Raw genomic sequence first — 16631 nt, 5'->3', positions numbered from 1 at the left:
CCTCTTTCGCGCGCGGAGGGTGCCGCTAACGTGTGCGGGGTGCTTCCCGAACCAGCCGCCGTGCTGAGCCCGGTTCCCGCCCGACCCGCCGAGCCCGTCCCGTCGACCTCGCGCTCGACCTCGCCGTCGAACCAACGGTCGTCCCTGCCGGTGCCACACCCCGTCGCCCGGATCGCCGAGGTGGCGGTCCACCTGCCCGAACGCACCCGCGACGTGGCCGAGGCCGAGCGGGACCTGCACCGCAGGAACCCGAGGGTCGCACCGCGCGTCCCGATGGTGTCGCGGCTGACCGGTGTGCGCCGGACCCACGTGGCCGACGCCGGCCAGCAGGCCTCCGACCTCGCCGCCGCCGCCTCCCGCACCCTGCTGGAGCGGGCGGGCCTGGGGCCGCAGGACGTGGACCTCCTGATCTTCGCCTCGGCCACCCAGGACATGATCGAGCCTGCCACCAGTCACATCACCGCGGCCAAGCTCGGCGTCCGGGCGCCGGTGATGGACGTCAAGAACGCCTGCAACTCCGTGCTCAACGGGATCGAGGTGGCCGAGGCCCTCATCGGGACGGGCCGGTACCGCCGCGTGCTGGTCGCGTCGGGGGAGATGCCGACGCGCGGCGTCCGATGGGACGTGCCCGACCGGTCGACGTACGCCCTGTCCGCGGCCGGCTACACGATGTCCGACGCCGGGGCGGCGGTGCTCGTCGAGGCGGTCGAGGCGCCGTCCGGCTTCGAGGACGAGCTGGCCGCCGAGCTCGCCGGCCTGGTCGAACCTGCGGTCCGGCCGTCCGGCATCCTCGGCTCGGCGTTCACCGCCGAGTCGCAGCACTGGGACGTGGGCATGCTGCCGGGCGGCGGTACGTTCAACCCGCGCGACCCGGAGCGGAGCTACTTCGAGATCGACGGGTCACGCCTGCGCGAGGCGTTCCTCGCGCTCGGGCCGGGCCCGGTCGACGAGGCGCTGGAGCGGGCCGGCGTGACGATGGACGACGTCGCGCTCGTTGCGGTGCACCAGGTCGCGGTCGGGTACCTCGCCGACGTGCACGCGGCGCTCGGCGTGCCGGCCGACCGCACGATCGTCACCGTGGCCGACCACGGCAACCTCGCCTCGGCGACCCTGCCGCTGCAGCTCGTGACGGCGCTGGACTCCGGCCGGCTGCGCCGGGGCGACGTGGTGCTGCTCCTCGGGCTCGCGGGCGGGATCAGCATGGGGGCGATGGTGGTCCGGTGGTGAGCCCGCGCCGCGTGCGGAGCGCAGCGGACGGTGGGGGCCGAGGGACGAGGCACGCGCCGGGAGCGGAGCGCAGCGAAGGCGCGGCAGCCGGCACAGCCCGGCTCGCCGTCGTCGTGCCCGCGCTGAACGAGGCGCACGAGCACGGGATCCTGCGCACCCTCGCGGCGCTGCACGCGCAGGAGGACGACGACTTCGACCTGGTCGTCGTGGACAACAGCTCCACCGACGGCACGCCCGACGTCGTCCGCAAGGCGATCGCGGAGTGGGGGCGACTGCGCTGGCAGGTCGTCGCGGAGCCCGAGAAGGGGACCGGGGCCGCGGCGGACACAGGGATGCGGGCCGCGATCGCGCTCGGGGCGGAGCTGCTGGCCCGGACCGACGCCGACTGCCTGCCGCCTCCCGGGTGGACGCGGGCGGTGCGGGCGGCGTTCGCGTCGGGGGACGAGCTGATCGCCGGGCGGCTGCTGCCGCGCACCGACGACCTGCCGGTCTCGCGGGTCCAGCAGGGTGTGCTGTCGTTCGCGCTGTGGGCGTCCAGCACGTTCGGCAAGGTCCGGCCCGGCAACCGGGACGACGGGTACCTGGGGCCGTACGTCATGACGCCCGGCTGCAACATGGCGATCACGGCGTCCCTGTACGAGCGGGCCGGCGGGTTCCCGCGCACCCGGATCGAGGATGTGCACGAGGATCGTGCCCTGGTCAACGCCGTGCGCCGGCTGACCACCCGGTACGCGGAGCACCGCGAGGTCTGGGTGCGCGCCTCGACGCGCCGCGTGCACGCGTGGGGCCTGATGCGGACGCTCGGCTGGTACGCCGACCACCGCTACCGCCCCGAGGTGGTGGACATCCGATGACGGCCGCCGCGCCCGAGGCGCCCTGGGAGGAGCGGGTGCAGCGGGCCGCGCACCCGCTCGCCTACCCGGTGCTCCGGTCCGCGCGGCACCGGCCCGTGGTGCGCGTCCCGCGCGTGGGCGTGGTGGTGAGCGACGCCGCGGTCGCGCGCGAGGTGCTGCTCGACCTGGACCACTTCTCGAAGGTGGGCCCGGGGGCGCCGTCGGACCTGTGGACGCCGGTGCTCGGGCCGTCCGTGCTGCTCAACATGGAGGGCGCGGAGCACGCCGCGCTGCGGCGCGCGCTCGGGCCGCTGTTCGCGCCCCGGGCCGTGCGGGAGCTGGTGGCCGGGAGCGGGCTGCCGGACGACGACGGCGCGCTGCCGGACCTGACGCGGCGGCTCGCCGCGGGGGAGACCGTCGACCTCGCTGCCGCGGTGACGGCGCAGGCGGGCGCGGTGATCTGCGGGATGGTGGGGCTGCCGCCGACGGATCACGCCGTGCGCTCCGCGATGTCCGCCGCCCGGACGATCACCGGGATGGTGCGGCTGCATCGGCACGGGCTGACGCGGTCCCAGGTCACGCGGGCGCGGGCGGTGCTGGAGCGGCTGACGGCGCCCGCCCGTACGGCCTACCGCGCGGGCGACCCGGCGACGGTGCCCGGGCGGATGCGCGACCTGGGGCTGTCCGAGCGCGAGGCGATGGGCGCCGTCGGGGCGTTCGTGCTCACCGGGACGGAGACCGTCCAGTCGTTCGTGCCGCGGCTCGTCGCGATCGCCCACGACACCGGGTGGACGGGGCGGCTGCTGACCGGCGACGCCCAGGTGCGGCGGCGCGCTGTCGAGGAAGGGCTGCGCGTCACGGTGCCGACGCCGGCGATGCTCCGCGCCGTGCGGGCCGATGCGTCGGCGGGCGGCATGCGGGTCGCCGCCGGCGAGCGGGTGGTGATCGCCACGGTCAACTGCTGCCGGGCCGCCGGCGGCTTCGATCCCGGTCGGCCGGTCGACCCCGCGGTGCGGCACCTGTGGTTCGGTGCCGGGCCGCACTTCTGCCTCGGCATGCCGCTGGCCGTCGCGCAGGTGGACGCCGTCCTGGACGCGCTCGCCGCCGCGTCGGCCGGCGGCCGGGTCCCCGTCGTGGGCCGACGCCGGGCCGCGCGCGGCGTGCTGGTCCCGGCGTACCGGTCGCTGGAGCTGCGGCTGGGGCCGGACGCGGAGGAGACGAGATGACCCATTTCCTGGAGCGCCTGCCCGCGCTGGCGCAGGACACGCCCGACGTCGTGGCGCTGCGCTGGTTCGGTGGCCGTGGTGGCGCTCGCGTGCGCGAGGAGGTTACGTTCCGCGACCTCGCCGAGCGTGTCGGGCGGACGGCGTCCGGCCTGCGGGCGCAGGGGCTGCGGCCCGGTGACCGGGTGCTGTTCAGCGTCCGGCCCCGGCCCGAGGGCGTGGTCCTGTGCCTCGCGATCCTGCGCGCGGGCGGCTCCGTCGTCTTCGTGGACCCCGGCTCGACGCCGGAGCTGTTCGCCGCCCGGATCGCGGCGGCCCGGCCGCGGTGGGCCGCGACGGAGGCGCTGCTGTACGCGGCGTCGTCGGGGCCGCTGCGCCGGGTCGCGCGCTCGCAGGGGCTGCTGCTCCCGGACTACGGGCGGCTGCCCGTGCGGCACCTGTACACGGGGCGGTGGCTGCCCGGGGTGCCGCGCGGGGCGCGGCGCGTGGCGGCGGAGTCTGCGCGCGGGGCGAGGCCGGACCGGGCGCGGGTGCCGGTGCCGGCGTCGGGTCCGGTGCCGGACCGCGCGCCGCGGCCCGGGTGGGGGGCGGACGATCCCGAGGCGCTGGTCGTCTTCACGTCCGGGACCACCGCGGAGCCCAAGGCCGTGGTGCACACGGCGGGCACGCTCGGCGGCATGTTCGACCTGTTCGCGCAGGTGGGCGGGCTGCGGGCCGGTCAGCGAGCGCACACCGACCAGATGTTCCTGGGACTCCCGGCGCTGCTCGCGGGCGGTACGTGGGAGATCCCGGCGAAGACACCGAAGGACGATCCGGGGGCGTTCGCGCGCGGCGTCGCCGGCGCGGACGCGTCGTTCCTGGTGCCCGCGGACGTGACGGCGCTGCTCGACGTCGTGGAGGCCCGGGCTGCGGACGGCGCCGCGGAACCCGTCGTCGGCCCCGCGGTGCTGGCGGTCGGCGCGGCCCCGGTCACCGCCGCGCTCCTGGAGCGCGGCCGCCGGGTGCTGCCGGGCACGCGCTGGATCGCCGTGTACGGGGCCACCGAGATCCTGCCCGCCGCGATGACCGAGGCGGACGAGAAGATCGCGGCCGCCGGGGGTGCGCGGGGCGACCTCGTCGGCCGTCCGCTGACCGGCATCGGTGTGCGGATCGACCCCGCCGTCGTCGGCCCGGACGACACCCAAGGTCCGTCCGGCGAGGGGCCCGTGGTGGGCGAGCTGGTGCTGACCGGGCCGTCGCTGATGGCGGGCTACCTGTCCGACCTGGACGCCGGCAGGCCGCGGGCGGCCGAGCACCGCACCGGTGACCTCGCCTACCGGGACGCGGACGGCCGGATCGTGCTGGTCGGCCGCAACCGGGACATGATCATCCGCGGCACGGTGAACATCTACCCGGGTCTGTTCGAGCCCCGGCTGCGGGACCTGCCGGGGGTGGCCGACGCCGTCATGGTCGGCGTCCCGATGCCGGACGGCGACGAGCGGGTGGTCCTCGTGGTGACCCCCGAGGGTGCGGTGCCCGGCGTGGGCGCGCCGCGGGTCCGGGCGGGTACCGGGCTGGCCCGGGCCGTCGCCGACCAGGCCGGACGGGTCCTGGACCACGGCGCCCTGCCCGACCTGGTGGTCGAGGCGTCGCACGTGCCGCTCGCGGGCAGGTCGCGGAAACCGGACCGTCATGCCCTGGTCGACCTGGTTTCACCTCTCGCGGGTACAGTGCGCGCATGAGGGTGGCAGTGACCGGTTCGTCGGGGTTTGTTGGCGGGGCTGTGGTGCGCGACCTCGCGGCGCACGGGCACGAGGTGATCGCGTTCTCGCGCCGCGTCCCGCGGGTCCCGGCCGAGCTGCTCGACAAGGTCGCCCACCAGTTCTGGGACCTGCGGGACGGCCCGCTGGCGAAGGAGGACCGGCCCGAGGACGTCGACGTCGTGGTGCACTGCGGAGCCTCCGTCGGGGACGGCGGCAGCCATGCCCGGGCCTGGGTGGTCAACGTCGAGGGCACGCGCGCGGTGCGCGAGACGTTCCCCGGCGCGCGGTTCGTCCACCTGTCGTCGGGCAGCGTGTACGACCCCCGGACGCCGAGCGTCGCGGCCACCGAGGCGGAGGCACCCGCCCGCGGGTACGTGAACCCTTACGGCTCCACCAAGGCCGCCGCCGAGCGCTACCTCGCGGCGGACGCCGTGCGGGAGGACCGCGGCCCCGTCGTCGTGCTGCGGCCGCACGCGGTCTACGGGCCGGGCGACACGACGTTGCTGCCGCGGCTGGAGTCCGCGGCGATCGGCGCCTGGCTGCCGCTGCCGGGCGGCGGCAAGGTACGGCAGCACCTCACGCACGTCGACACGCTGGCCCGCGCGGTGCGCGCCGCCCTGGACGTGGACGTCGCGCCCGAGATCGCCGCGGGACGGCCGCTCGTCGCCAACGTGGCGGACGCCAGCCCCGTGGACCTCGACGAGACCCTCGAGCTGCTGATGTTCGCGCGGTTCCGGCCGGTCCAGGTGGTGGGGATCCCGTTGCGGCTGGCGCACGCCCTGGCCTGGGCGGCCGAACGCCTCGCGCGATGGACGGGGCGCGAGCCGCGCCTGTCCCGGTACGCCATCAGCCACCTCGCGATGGAGCGCACCTACGACCTCACGGTGCTGCGGGAACGCCTCGGCGTGGACCCGGCGCCGACGTCGCTGCACGGCGCCATGAGCTGGTAGCCACGTGTCAGACGTACAGGCCCCTCCCGTGACCTGGGTGTCTGACACGTCGGGAGCGTGTCCGGAATGCCCTACCCTGTGCGGGTGATTCCAGGGAGCGACGTCGCGATCGAGACGCTCGGGCTGCGCAAGGCGTACCGCTCGGTGCGCGGCCGCGCCGTGGGCGTGGACGGCCTCGACCTGCGCGTGCCGGCCGGCGGCGTGCACGCGCTCCTCGGGCTCGCGGGCTCGGGCAAGACCACGACGCTGCGCCTGCTCACCGGCCTCGCCCACGCGGACGGGGGCGCCATGAAGATCTTCGGCACCCACGTCCCGGACGGCCTGCCCGACCTCGCCGGCCGCATCGGCGCCGTCGTCGGCGACCCCGGGTTCCACGGGCGGCTGAGCGGGCGCCGCAACCTCGCCCTGCTCGCGAGTGCGGCGGGCGTTCCGCGCGCCCGCGTGGACGAGGTGCTCACCCGCGTGGTCCTCGCCGACCGGGCCAGGGCCGCCTACGCCACCTACTCGCCCGACGAGGAACGCCGGCTGGCGCTCGCGGCGGCGCTGCTGCGCGACCCCGACCTCCTCGTCGTCGACGACCCGAGCGCCGGGCTCGACGCCGTCGGCACGCGCGAGATCCGCCAGGCGCTGCGCCGGCTGGCCGACCAGGGAAAGACGGTGCTGGTCGCGACCGGTGTGCTCACCGAGGCGCAGCAGATCGCGGACACGGTCACGGTGCTCGACGGCGGCCGCATCCTCGCGCAGGGGAGCGCCGCCGAGCTCCTGGGTGATGCCCGGGTCAGCGTCCGCGTGGGTGTCGACGAGCCGGGCAAGGCCGCCACGGCCCTGAAGGCCGCGGGGTTCAAGGTCCGGGCCGACGGCGACACGCTCCACGTCGACGACGTCGCCGAGCCCGCCGAGATCTCGCGGGCGCTCGCCAAGCAGAAGCTGTTCGCGGGCGAGCTCGTGCCGCAGCGGGAGGATCTGGCCGCCGTCGTCGGGCGGCTGCGTCCCGTGGTGCCACCGACGCCCGTGCCGCCGAGCCGCGCCGAGGAACGTGCGGCGCGCAAGGCGGCCGAACGGAAGGCGGCGGAGCGGAAGAAGGCCGCCGACCAGCGCAAGGCGGACAAGGAGGCGGCCGCGCGACAGGCGGCGGCGGACGCGCGAGCGACCGAGGAGGCCGCGGCGAAGCAGGCGGCGATCGACGCGCGGGCCGCGGCCAAGCAGGCCGCGCGTGCGGAGCGGGCGGCCGCGAAGGAGAACCGGAGGTCGGCGGGGCGGCCGGCCGGGCCGGAGGCGAGCGGTGCCGGGGATGCGGGTGCGGGGAACCCTGGTGCGGGGAGCACGGGTGTCGGGGAACGGGATGGCGGGGTGAAAGCGGTCGCGCGGGTGAGCGCGTCGGCGTCGGGTGTATTGACGGCGGTCGCGTCGAAGGCCGGTGTCTCGAAGGCCGGCACCGCGAAGGCCGACGCCGCGAAGGCAGGCACGGCGAAGGCGAACGCTCCGAAGCCCGGCGCGTCGAAGCCTGGTGCCTCGAAGTCTGGTGCCTCGAAGTCTGGTGCGTCGGCCGCGACCAGCTCGGAGGCTGCCGTCCCGAAGCCGGCCGGTCCGCGGCCTGCCGCCCCGAAGCCGGCCGCTCCCAAGACGGCGGCCCCGAGGTCGAGCGACCCGAAGCCCGCCGCGGCTCCGAGGCCCTCCGCCACGCCAGGCACGGCCGCGGCCACCGCGGAGGCGCTCGCGGACGCCGACGCCCCGCCCAAGCAGTCGAGGTTCGCTCAGCGGCGGGCTGAGTTCGACGCCAAGGTCGCCGAGAAGCAGGCTGCTGCCGAGGCTCGGATCGCGGAGCGCCAGGCGACTGCCGACGCCAAGGCCGCGGAGAAGCAGGCGGCCGCCGACGCGAGGGCCGCGGAGAAGCAGGCGGCGGAACAGGCCAGAGCGGCAGCGAAGCAGGACAAGGCCGATGCCAAGCAGGACAAGGCGGACGCGCGGCAGGCCAGGATCGACGACCGGGCCGCGCAGAAGCAGGCGGACCTCGACGCCAAGGAGGCCGCGACGCGGCAGAAGGCGGCCGGGAAGGCCGCGGCGGAGCAGGCGCGCGCCGACGCGAAGCAGGCGACCCTCGATGCCAGGCAGAAGGCGCTCGACGAGAAGGCTGCCCGGAAGCGGGAGGCCGCCGACGCCAGGACGGCCCGGCTCGCCCACCGCACGGAGGGTGCCCGGGCGCTCCTGGGCCGGCGCGCGGCGGAGACGTCCGGCGGCAGGGACGGGGGTCTTGAGCCTGACGCCTTGGAGGCGGAGGATCGGGAACCGGACGACCTCGAGCTGAAGCGCATCGAGGCTGAGGGGCTGGAGCTCGACGACCTCGAGCCGGACGACCCCGCACCGGACGCGGACACGCCGGACGACACCACGCCGGACGACACCACACCGGACGGTTCAGAGACCGACGCCCAGGCGCCCGATGACCCCAACCCGGACGACCCCGGCCCGGACGGCACCGACCCGGACGGCACCGCCGCACAGGGGCCGCACCCGCGCACCGGCGCGGGGACGGGGCGGCCCCGCCCGGGGCAGCAGGGATCCGGCCGGAACAAGAAGCGTTCGAAGGGAAGGCGATGATGGGCCTGCTGTGGGCCGAGCTGCGCAGGTTCGCCGTGCGGCCGGCGATCCGGTGGATCGCCGTGGCGATGCTCGCGCACGTGGCGCTCGCGGTCGCGGTGACGGCGTTCGAGCCGGAGGCCTTCACGCTCGCGGCGATGCTCGACCAGGGGCAGATCTCGTTCTACGCGATGACGTCGGTGTTCCTCGCCTACGTGGCGGGCGTGCTGCTGGTGACCGGGTCCGCGGCGCAGGGCGGGACGCGTGCGCTGCTGACCGTCGAGCCCCGCCGGGGCCGCGTCTACTGGAGCAAGCTGGCGGCGGCCGGACTGGCCGTGGTGCCCGGTATCGCGGCGGCCTGCGCGCTGCTGGGGTTCGGCATGTACTGGGCGCACGCGCGGGCCGGGGTGCTGGGCGGTCCGCCGTCCGACCTGGTGGAGGCCCTGACGTGGAGCGGTGTCCGGGTGATCGCGCTCGCGGTGTCCGCGGCGGTCGGCGGCGCGGCGCTCGGGGTGCTCGTCCGGCGCTGGTGGGTGGCGGTCGGCCTCGCCGCGGTGTGGTTCGTGGTCGAGGAGCAGGTGGCGCTGAGCGCGTCGTCCGGCGTCCGGGACTGGCTGCCGTTCACCAACGCCGACTCGTGGGTCCGCGGCACGCGGACCGTGCTCGCCGGCGACGGGTTTCTGGCGGGCCCCCACGTGCACAGCGGGCTCCTGCTGCTCGGCGTCACGGTGGTGCTGGCCGTGCTCGGCTCGGTGGTCTTCCGGTACCGGGACGTACGCTGACCACGGCGGCCCGGTTCCCCGGGAGGCCCGGGATCCGGCGGGCCGGGCGACCTCGCGTCTCGGATCGTGGGACCTTTGGCCCGCTGAGTGACACCGGCGACTTTTCGGCGTAACGTGCGTGACGTGCAGACGATCATTCTTGTAGTACTTCCTGAGCGCGCGGCCTAAGCCCCAGCACAGGCATCGTCCGCGCGCTCACCCTGGCAGTCCTTTCACCAAAGGACCCGGGGTTTTTTTGTTGTCACGAACGCTCGCTTTCGCCCCAGGACGGGGCGCGACGGCAGGAGAACCGCATGACCGGCACACCGACACCCGCACAGATCGCCGCGCGCGCCGAGGCGCGCGACCAGGTGCGCACCGAGCTTCGGTCCCGCGTAGGCGGCAAGGCCGAGCTTGAGAACGCCGCACCGCGCGTCGGGCCGGAGGAGGTGACGGGCGCGCAGTCGATCGTCCGCTCGCTCGAGGAGGTCGGGGCGGAGGTCGTCTTCGGCATTCCCGGCGGCGCGATCCTGCCCACCTACGACCCGCTGATGGACTCCGCCAAGCTCCGGCACATCCTCGTGCGGCACGAGCAGGGTGGCGGTCACGCGGCGTCGGGCTACGCCCACGCGACGGGCCGGGTCGGCGTCACCATGGCGACGTCGGGCCCCGGCGCCACCAATCTGGTGACGCCCATCGCGGACGCCAACATGGACTCGATCCCGCTCGTGGCGATCACCGGCCAGGTGGGCGCCTCGGCGATCGGGACCGACGCGTTCCAGGAGGCGGACATCGTCGGCATCACGATGCCGATCACCAAGCACTCCTACCTGGTCACGGACCCTGCCGAGATCCCGCGCACCATCGCGGAGGCGTTCCACATCGCCTCCACGGGGCGGCCGGGCCCGGTGCTCGTGGACATCGCGAAGTCGGCGATGCAGTCGCGCACCACGTTCTCGTGGCCGCAGGAGCTGAACCTGCCGGGCTACCACCCCGTGACCAAGCCGCACTCGAAGCAGATCCGCGAGGCCGCGAAGCTGCTGGCCACGGCCCGTCGTCCGGTCCTGTACGTGGGCGGCGGCGTGATCCGTGCCGGTGCGTCGGACCTGCTGCGCCAGCTCGTGGACCTGTCCGGCGCACCCGTGGTGACCACGCTGATGGCGCGCGGTGCGGTGCCGGACAGCCACCCGCAGCACCTGGGCATGCCCGGCATGCACGGCACGGTGCCCGCCGTCGCGGCGCTGCAGAAGGCGGACCTCGTGTTCGCGCTCGGCGCCCGGTTCGACGACCGCGTGACCGGCAAGCTGTCGAGCTTCGCCCCGCTGGCCGCGGTCATCCACGCGGACATCGACCCCGCCGAGATCGGCAAGAACCGCGAGGCCGACGTCCCGATCGTGGGCGACCTCCGCGAGGTCATCGGCGACCTGCTGCCCGAGCTGGCCAAGGAGCACGAGGCGCACGGCAAGCCCGACGTCGAGGGCTGGTGGCACCAGCTCGACGAGTGGCGCCGCACCTACCCCCGCGGCTACACCCAGCCGGAGGACGGCCACCTGTCGCCGCAGCACGTGATCCAGCGCCTGGGCGAGCTGACCGGGCCGGACGCGATCTACGTCGCGGGCGTGGGCCAGCACCAGATGTGGGCCGCGCAGTTCATCAGCTACGAGCGGCCCAACACCTGGATCAACTCCGGCGGCCTCGGGACGATGGGCTACTCCATCCCGGCCGCGATGGGCGCCAAGGTCGGCGAACCGGACCGGACGGTCTGGGCCGTGGACGGCGACGGCTGCTTCCAGATGACCAACCAGGAGCTGGCCACCTGCACGATCAACGACATCCCCATCAAGGTGGCGCTGATCAACAACAGCTCGCTGGGCATGGTGCGGCAGTGGCAGACGCTCTTCTACGAGTCGCGCTACTCCAACACCGACCTGCACACCGGCCACGGCACCATGCGCGTGCCCGACTTCGTGAAGCTCGCCGACGCGTACGGCTGCGAGGGCATCCGCGTGGAGCGGGCCTCCGACGTCGACGCCGCGATCAAGCGGGCCAACGAGATCGACGACCGGCCCGTGGTCGTGGACTTCACCGTCTCGCGTGACGCGATGGTGTGGCCCATGGTCGCCGCCGGCGTGAGCAACGACGACATCCAGTACGCACGCGGCATCTCGCCGACGTGGGAGCGAGAGGACTGAGCGGAGTGCAGTGGAGGGTGGGGGCCGAGGAACGAGGCACCCGCCCGGAACGGAACGCAGCTCAGGCCGATCAGAAAGCAGAGGACTGACCCCATGTCGAGGCACACACTGTCCGTGCTCGTGGAGAACAAGCCCGGCGTACTCACGCGCGTCGCCGGCCTGTTCGCCCGTCGCGCGTTCAACATCCACTCCCTGGCCGTCGGCCCCACGGAGCACGAGGAGATCTCGCGCATCACCGTGGTGGTCGACGTCGAGGAACACCCCCTGGAACAGGTCACGAAGCAGCTCAACAAGCTCATCCACGTGATCAAGATCGTCGAGCTCGAACCCGAGTCGTCAGTGCACCGCGAGCTGCTGCTCGTCAAGGTGCGGGCCGACGCCGCCACCCGAACCGGGGTGCTGGAAGTCGTCGAGATGTTCCGGGCGCGCGTGGTCGACGTCGTGCCGGACTCCGTGGTCATCGAGGCCACCGGACCGGCGGCGAAGCTCGACTCGCTCCTCGCGGCGCTGGAACCGTACGGCGTCCGTGAGATCGTCAAGTCCGGCACACTGGCCATCGGCCGGGGCGCCCGGTCCATCACCGACCGCGCGTTCGAGCGCGCGGTGCGATCTGCGTGACCACCAGATCTTCTTTCACACCGATTTACCCAACTGAGGAGCAAGAACCGTGGCTGAGCTGTTCTACGACGACGACGCTGACCTGTCGATCATCCAGCAGAAGAAGGTTGCTGTGGTCGGCTACGGCAGCCAGGGCCACGCGCACGCCCTGAACCTGCGTGACTCCGGGGTGCAGGTGACCGTCGGCCTGCGCGAGGGCTCCGCCTCCCGGGCCAAGGCCGAGAACGAGGGCCTCGCCGTCGCGACCGTGCCGGACGCCGTGCGCGACGCCGACGTGGTCGTGATCCTCGCCCCCGACCAGGTGCAGCGGCACCTGTACGCCGAGGACATCGCGCCGAACCTCAAGGAGGGCGCCGCGCTCGTCTTCGGGCACGGCTTCAACATCCGTTACGGCTACATCAAGCCCGAGGCCGGCCACGACGTGCTCATGGTCGCCCCCAAGGGCCCGGGCCACATCGTGCGCCGCGAGTTCGCCGACGGCCGCGGCGTGCCCGTCATCGTGGCCGTGGAGCAGGACGCGTCCGGCTCCGCCTGGGGCCTGGCCCTCTCGTACGCCAAGGGCATCGGCGGCCTGCGCGCCGGCGGTATCAAGACGACGTTCACCGAGGAGACCGAGACCGACCTGTTCGGCGAGCAGGCCGTGCTGTGCGGCGGCGCCTCGCAGCTCGTCCAGTACGGCTTCGAGACGCTGACCGAGGCCGGCTACCAGCCGGAGGTCGCGTACTTCGAGGTGCTGCACGAGCTGAAGCTGATCGTCGACCTCATGATCGAGGGCGGCATCGCCAAGCAGCGCTGGTCCGTCTCGGACACCGCCGAGTACGGCGACTACGTCTCCGGCCCGCGCGTCATCGACCCGCGCGTCAAGGAGAACATGAAGGCCGTGCTCTCCGACATCCAGGACGGCACCTTCGCCGCCCGCTTCATCGCCGACCAGGACGCGGGCGCCCCCGAGTTCAAGGAGCTGCGCGCCAAGGGCGAGCAGCACCCGATCGAGGCGACCGGCCGCGAGCTGCGCAAGATGTTCTCGTGGATCAAGCCGGCGGACTCGGACTACGTCGAGGGCTCTGCCGCTCGCTGACGCGACTCCTGACGGACCAGCGCCCCACTCCCCGTACGGGAGTGGGGCGCTGCTCTGTCACGGGAAGCCCGGTGTTACGGGAAGCGCGGTCGGCAGTCCGTCAGGTAGTCGGCAACCCGAGGTACCGACTACCTGACGGACTACCGACCATCCGCGCTCAGGCGTCAGCTCTTGAGCGAGTCGACCCAGTCCTGGTTGTCCGCGAGCCAGGCCTCGACGCCGGCGGCCGGGTCGCCCTCGTGCTCGTTGACGACGAGGTCCTCCAGGCTGCCGTACTGCTCGTCGTCCAGCTTGGCCTTGCCCATCATCTCGGCGACCTCGGGGAACTCCTCCGCGAAGCCGAGGGTCGCGATCTCGTGCAGGCCCTCCGCCTCGCCGAGCGCGCCCTGGGGGTCCTCGAGGTCGCGCACCGGGAAGGTGTTGTTGGCCCAGAAGGGGCGCCACAGCGTGACGACGATGTCCTCCTGCGCCTGGACGGCCTCGTCGAGGGCGTTCAGCATGGCCGGCGTCGACGACGTCTGCAGCTCCCAGCCGTCCTCGTCCAGGCCGTACTGCGGGATGACCTGCTCCTGCGTGGCCTTCGTCAGGCCCGCGCCCGCCTCGATGCCGACGATCTTGCCGTCGTAGTCGGCGCTCTTGCCCACGAGGTCCTCGATCGACTGGAGCTCGGAGTACTCGGGGACGGCGATGGTCAGCTTGGCGCCGTCGTAGTAGGTGCCGAGGTCTTCCAGGTCGTCGCCGTACTCGTCCATGTAGGCGGCGTGCGTGACCTCGGGCCACGCGGACGGGAAGACGTCGATGTCGCCTTCGGCCAGTCCGGTGTACAGCGGTGCTGCGTCGTTGATCTCCGTGATCTCGACCGTGTACCCGTCCTCCTCGAGGACGTTCTTCCACAGGTAGGCGGTGCTCAGACCGTCCGTCCACGACGGGATGATGCCGAGGGTGATGGTCTGGTCGCTGCTGCCGCTGTCCTCGCTCGAGCCGCATGCCGTGAGGCTGAGGCCCAGGCCGAGGGCCACTGCGGCCGCTCCGATCCGCTTGCCGGTCGTGCCGATCATCGGTGTCCTTCCGTTTCGTATCACTGGGGTTCGTTATGTATGGGTGAGGGGTACGTCTAGGGGTATCGCCGGGTACTTCGCTGGGGGGCAGGTCAGGCCGCGGTGCTGGTCGCCGGGGTCCGCGTGAACCGGTCGCGCAGCTCGCGCAGGCGGCCGTGACCCGGACGGCGGGAGCCGATCGACGCCGTCAGGCGGTCCAGGAAGATCGCCAGGATCACCACGGAGATGCCGGCGTCGAAGCCACGGGCGAGGTTGAGGGTCGAGATCGCGCCGACCACCTCGTTGCCGAGGCCGCCGCCGCCGACCAGGCCTGCGATGACGGCCATCGACAGGGCCAGCATGATCACCTGGTTGACACCGGCCATGACGGTCGGCAGGGCCAGCGGCAGCTGGATGTCCTTGAGGATCTGCCGCGGTCCGGCGCCGAAGGCCTGCCCGGCCTCGACGACCTCGCCGTCGACCTGGCGGATGCCGAGCTCCGTGAGCCGGACGGCCGGGGGCAGGGCGAAGATGACCGTGGCGACCAGAGCGCCGGCCACGCCGATGCTGAACAGCTTGAGCACGGGCAGCAGCCACACCATGCCGGGCATGGTCTGCATGAAGTCCATGACGGGTTTCGCGATGCGGCTCACGACGGGCGAGCGGGCCGCGAGGATGCCCAGCGGGATGCCGAGGACCAGCGCGACGACGGTGGCCACCACCACGAGGGCGAGGGTCTCGACCGCGGGCTCCCACATGTCCATCCCGATGATCAGGACCAGGCCCACCAGGGTCCCGACGCCGAGCTTCCAGTTGCGCAGGAGCCAGCCGAGCAGCGCCAGGATGATCGCAAGGACGAGCGGGTCCAGGGCCAGGAGGGGGTCGGCGATCCCGTTGATTGCTCCGGTGATCAGGTCACCGATCACGTCGAAGAGCGCGTCGAAGGTCTGCTTGAACCAGGTGAACCCGGTCTCCAGCCAGGTGCCGACCGGGATGGACGGCACGATCGTCAGGGGGGCGGCGCTCTCAGGCACGGGCGGCCTCCTTGGTCTGGTCGTCCTTGTTGGTCTCGTCGGCGGTCTCGTGGTCGGCCGGCGCGGGCGCGCCCGCGACGTCGGTCTCCGCGTGCGCGGCGAGCGCCGAGAGCAGCGTGATGCGCGGGACGACGCCGACGAGCCGCCCGCCGTCGTCGACCACGGCGATGGCCGGGGTCTCGGCCGCCGGGCCGAACAGGTCGGCGAGCGAGGTGTCAGGGGAGACGGCGGCGACGTCCGGGACGGGCCGCAGGAGACCGGTGAGGTCCTTCTGCTCCAGGTGTCGGCCGACCTCGTCCTCGGTGACGTAGCCCTTCAGGGTGCGGTCCCGTCCGGTGACGAACATCGCGGGGATCTGGTGCTCGCGCATCAGCTTGTGCGCGGCGCGTGGCCCCTGCTCCGCGCCGAGGACGGCGGCCGGCGGCTCCATGACGGACGACGCCGTCAGCACGCGGGTGCGGTCGACGTCCGCGACGAACTGCGCGACGTAGTCGTTGGCCGGGTCGGTGAGGATCTCCTCGGCGGTCCCGACCTGGACGATCCGCCCGTTGCGCATCATGGCGATCCGGTCGCCGATGCGCATGGCCTCGTTGAGGTCGTGGGTGATGAAGAGGATGGTCTTGCCGAGCTTCTGCTGCAGCTCGATGAGCTGGTCCTGCATGTCGCGCCGGATCAGGGGGTCGAGCGCGCTGAACGCCTCGTCCATGAGCAGGATGTCGGTGTCCGCGGCGAGCGCGCGGGCCAGGCCGACCCGCTGCTGCATGCCGCCGGACAGCTCGCTGGGCAGGTGATCGTCCCAGCCGGTCAGCCCGCACAGCTCCAGGGCCTCGTGGGCGCGGGCGCGGCGCTCCTCCTTGCCGACCCCCTGCGTCTCGAGGCCGTAGGCGGCGTTGTCGACGACCGTGCGGTGCGGGAACAGCGCGAAGTGCTGGAACACCATGCTGATCCGCTCGCGCCGCAGGCGGCGCAGGTCCTTGCCGGTCGCGGCGGTGATGTTCTCGCCGTAGAGCTTCACGTGCCCGGCGGTCGGCGGGTGGAGCCCGTTGATCATGCGGATCAGCGTCGACTTGCCGGACCCGGACAGGCCCATGACGACGAAGATCTCGCCCTCCTCGACGGTGAACGACGCGTCGATGACCGCCGGCGTCAGGCCCGTTCGTCTCAGCTCGTCGGTGTCCGCCCCGGCCTCGAGACGCCTGACGCCCTCGCGGCCCTTACGACCGAACACCTTGTACAGATGGTTTGCCTCGATTGCTGGCACAAAGCCCCTTCTCTTGGTGGGGAAACTTGGGAAAAACACGTCGCAAGGACGCGAACCGCCATTCACCCGACCATGAGCGGTCGCATGTATGCAAACTG

At 73.3% G+C, this 16631-nt stretch carries 12 protein-coding genes and 2 pseudogenes; 10 read left to right on the top strand and 4 right to left on the bottom strand.

The window, feature by feature from the left end; all coding sequences use genetic code 11:
* Positions 1 to 39 precede the first annotated feature (39 nt).
* The 6 genes and pseudogenes from ACZ7LE_RS17620 to ACZ7LE_RS17595 form a co-directional block, all read left to right on the top strand.
* Positions 40 to 1227 (top strand): 3-oxoacyl-ACP synthase III family protein, encoded by a 1188-nt coding sequence (locus ACZ7LE_RS17620; protein WP_470404520.1) that lies wholly within the window; start codon positions 40 to 42, stop codon positions 1225 to 1227.
* Positions 1221 to 2081 carry a glycosyltransferase family 2 protein gene (locus ACZ7LE_RS17615; protein WP_470404519.1) on the top strand — a complete coding sequence of 287 codons (861 nt, stop codon included), beginning with the start codon at positions 1221 to 1223 and terminating at the stop codon, positions 2079 to 2081. The genes ACZ7LE_RS17620 and ACZ7LE_RS17615 overlap by 7 nt, the downstream gene beginning before the upstream one ends.
* Positions 2078 to 3286, top strand: a complete 1209-nt coding sequence (locus tag ACZ7LE_RS17610; RefSeq protein WP_470404518.1) for a cytochrome P450 — start codon at positions 2078 to 2080, stop codon at positions 3284 to 3286. Before ACZ7LE_RS17615 ends, ACZ7LE_RS17610 begins: the two co-directional genes overlap by 4 nt.
* Entirely contained in the window at positions 3283 to 5004 is a 1722-nt protein-coding gene (locus tag ACZ7LE_RS17605; RefSeq protein WP_470404517.1) for a class I adenylate-forming enzyme family protein, read from the top strand. The genes ACZ7LE_RS17610 and ACZ7LE_RS17605 overlap by 4 nt, the downstream gene beginning before the upstream one ends.
* Complete coding sequence (locus tag ACZ7LE_RS17600) at positions 5001 to 5975, top strand: NAD-dependent epimerase/dehydratase family protein (RefSeq protein ID WP_470404516.1); 975 nt, start codon at positions 5001 to 5003, stop codon at positions 5973 to 5975. Before ACZ7LE_RS17605 ends, ACZ7LE_RS17600 begins: the two co-directional genes overlap by 4 nt.
* A 66-nt stretch (positions 5976 to 6041) precedes the next feature.
* Positions 6042 to 6500 (top strand): annotated as a pseudogene (locus tag ACZ7LE_RS17595) (ATP-binding cassette domain-containing protein); the annotation flags it as partial.
* Between the two features lie 960 nt (positions 6501 to 7460).
* Here the strand turns inward: ACZ7LE_RS17595 and ACZ7LE_RS17590 are convergent.
* Positions 7461 to 8156: pseudogene (locus ACZ7LE_RS17590) on the bottom strand (hypothetical protein); the annotation flags it as partial.
* Positions 8157 to 8569: 413 nt separating this feature from the next.
* Between ACZ7LE_RS17590 and ACZ7LE_RS17585 the strand changes: the two are divergent.
* The 4 genes from ACZ7LE_RS17585 to ilvC all read left to right on the top strand — a co-directional run bounded on the left by ACZ7LE_RS17585 (position 8570) and on the right by ilvC (position 13201).
* Positions 8570 to 9334 carry a hypothetical protein gene (locus tag ACZ7LE_RS17585; RefSeq protein ID WP_470404515.1) on the top strand — a complete coding sequence of 255 codons (765 nt, stop codon included), beginning with the start codon at positions 8570 to 8572 and terminating at the stop codon, positions 9332 to 9334.
* Between the two features lie 293 nt (positions 9335 to 9627).
* Positions 9628 to 11505 carry an acetolactate synthase large subunit gene (locus ACZ7LE_RS17580; protein ID WP_470404514.1) on the top strand — a complete coding sequence of 626 codons (1878 nt, stop codon included), beginning with the start codon at positions 9628 to 9630 and terminating at the stop codon, positions 11503 to 11505.
* A 93-nt stretch (positions 11506 to 11598) separates the two neighbouring features.
* On the top strand, positions 11599 to 12123 hold the full coding sequence (gene ilvN / locus ACZ7LE_RS17575) for an acetolactate synthase small subunit (RefSeq protein ID WP_020013644.1): 525 nt from the start codon (positions 11599 to 11601) through the stop codon (positions 12121 to 12123).
* Between the two features lie 49 nt (positions 12124 to 12172).
* Positions 12173 to 13201, top strand: a complete 1029-nt coding sequence (gene ilvC, locus ACZ7LE_RS17570; RefSeq protein WP_470404513.1) for a ketol-acid reductoisomerase — start codon at positions 12173 to 12175, stop codon at positions 13199 to 13201.
* Between the two features lie 164 nt (positions 13202 to 13365).
* Here the strand turns inward: ilvC and ACZ7LE_RS17565 are convergent, their stop codons facing one another.
* The 3 genes from ACZ7LE_RS17565 to ACZ7LE_RS17555 form a co-directional block, all read right to left on the bottom strand.
* Positions 13366 to 14259 (bottom strand): glycine betaine ABC transporter substrate-binding protein, encoded by an 894-nt coding sequence (locus ACZ7LE_RS17565; RefSeq protein WP_470404512.1) that lies wholly within the window; start codon positions 14257 to 14259, stop codon positions 13366 to 13368.
* A 92-nt stretch (positions 14260 to 14351) separates the two neighbouring features.
* Positions 14352 to 15272: an ABC transporter permease gene (locus ACZ7LE_RS17560; RefSeq protein ID WP_470404511.1), complete on the bottom strand. Its 921-nt coding sequence runs from the start codon at positions 15270 to 15272 to the stop codon at positions 14352 to 14354.
* Entirely contained in the window at positions 15265 to 16500 is a 1236-nt protein-coding gene (locus ACZ7LE_RS17555) for a quaternary amine ABC transporter ATP-binding protein (RefSeq protein ID WP_470404510.1), read from the bottom strand. Before ACZ7LE_RS17555 ends, ACZ7LE_RS17560 begins: the two co-directional genes overlap by 8 nt.
* Between the last annotated feature and the right edge of the window lie 131 nt (positions 16501 to 16631).

This window comes from Promicromonospora sp. NPDC110617 (assembly GCF_055598465.1).
This window is presented reverse-complemented; position numbering and strand designations above follow the sequence as displayed.

Coding starts and splice junctions, on each gene's coding strand:
- ACZ7LE_RS17610 (WP_470404518.1), top strand. CDS start 2,078: ATGACGGCCGCCGCGCCCGAGGCGCCCTGGGAGGAGCGGGTGCAGCGG.
- ACZ7LE_RS17605 (WP_470404517.1), top strand. CDS start 3,283: ATGACCCATTTCCTGGAGCGCCTGCCCGCGCTGGCGCAGGACACGCCC.
- ACZ7LE_RS17600 (WP_470404516.1), top strand. CDS start 5,001: ATGAGGGTGGCAGTGACCGGTTCGTCGGGGTTTGTTGGCGGGGCTGTG.
- ACZ7LE_RS17585 (WP_470404515.1), top strand. CDS start 8,570: ATGATGGGCCTGCTGTGGGCCGAGCTGCGCAGGTTCGCCGTGCGGCCG.
- ACZ7LE_RS17580 (WP_470404514.1), top strand. CDS start 9,628: ATGACCGGCACACCGACACCCGCACAGATCGCCGCGCGCGCCGAGGCG.
- ilvN (WP_020013644.1), top strand. CDS start 11,599: ATGTCGAGGCACACACTGTCCGTGCTCGTGGAGAACAAGCCCGGCGTA.
- ACZ7LE_RS17565 (WP_470404512.1), bottom strand. CDS start 14,259: ATGATCGGCACGACCGGCAAGCGGATCGGAGCGGCCGCAGTGGCCCTC.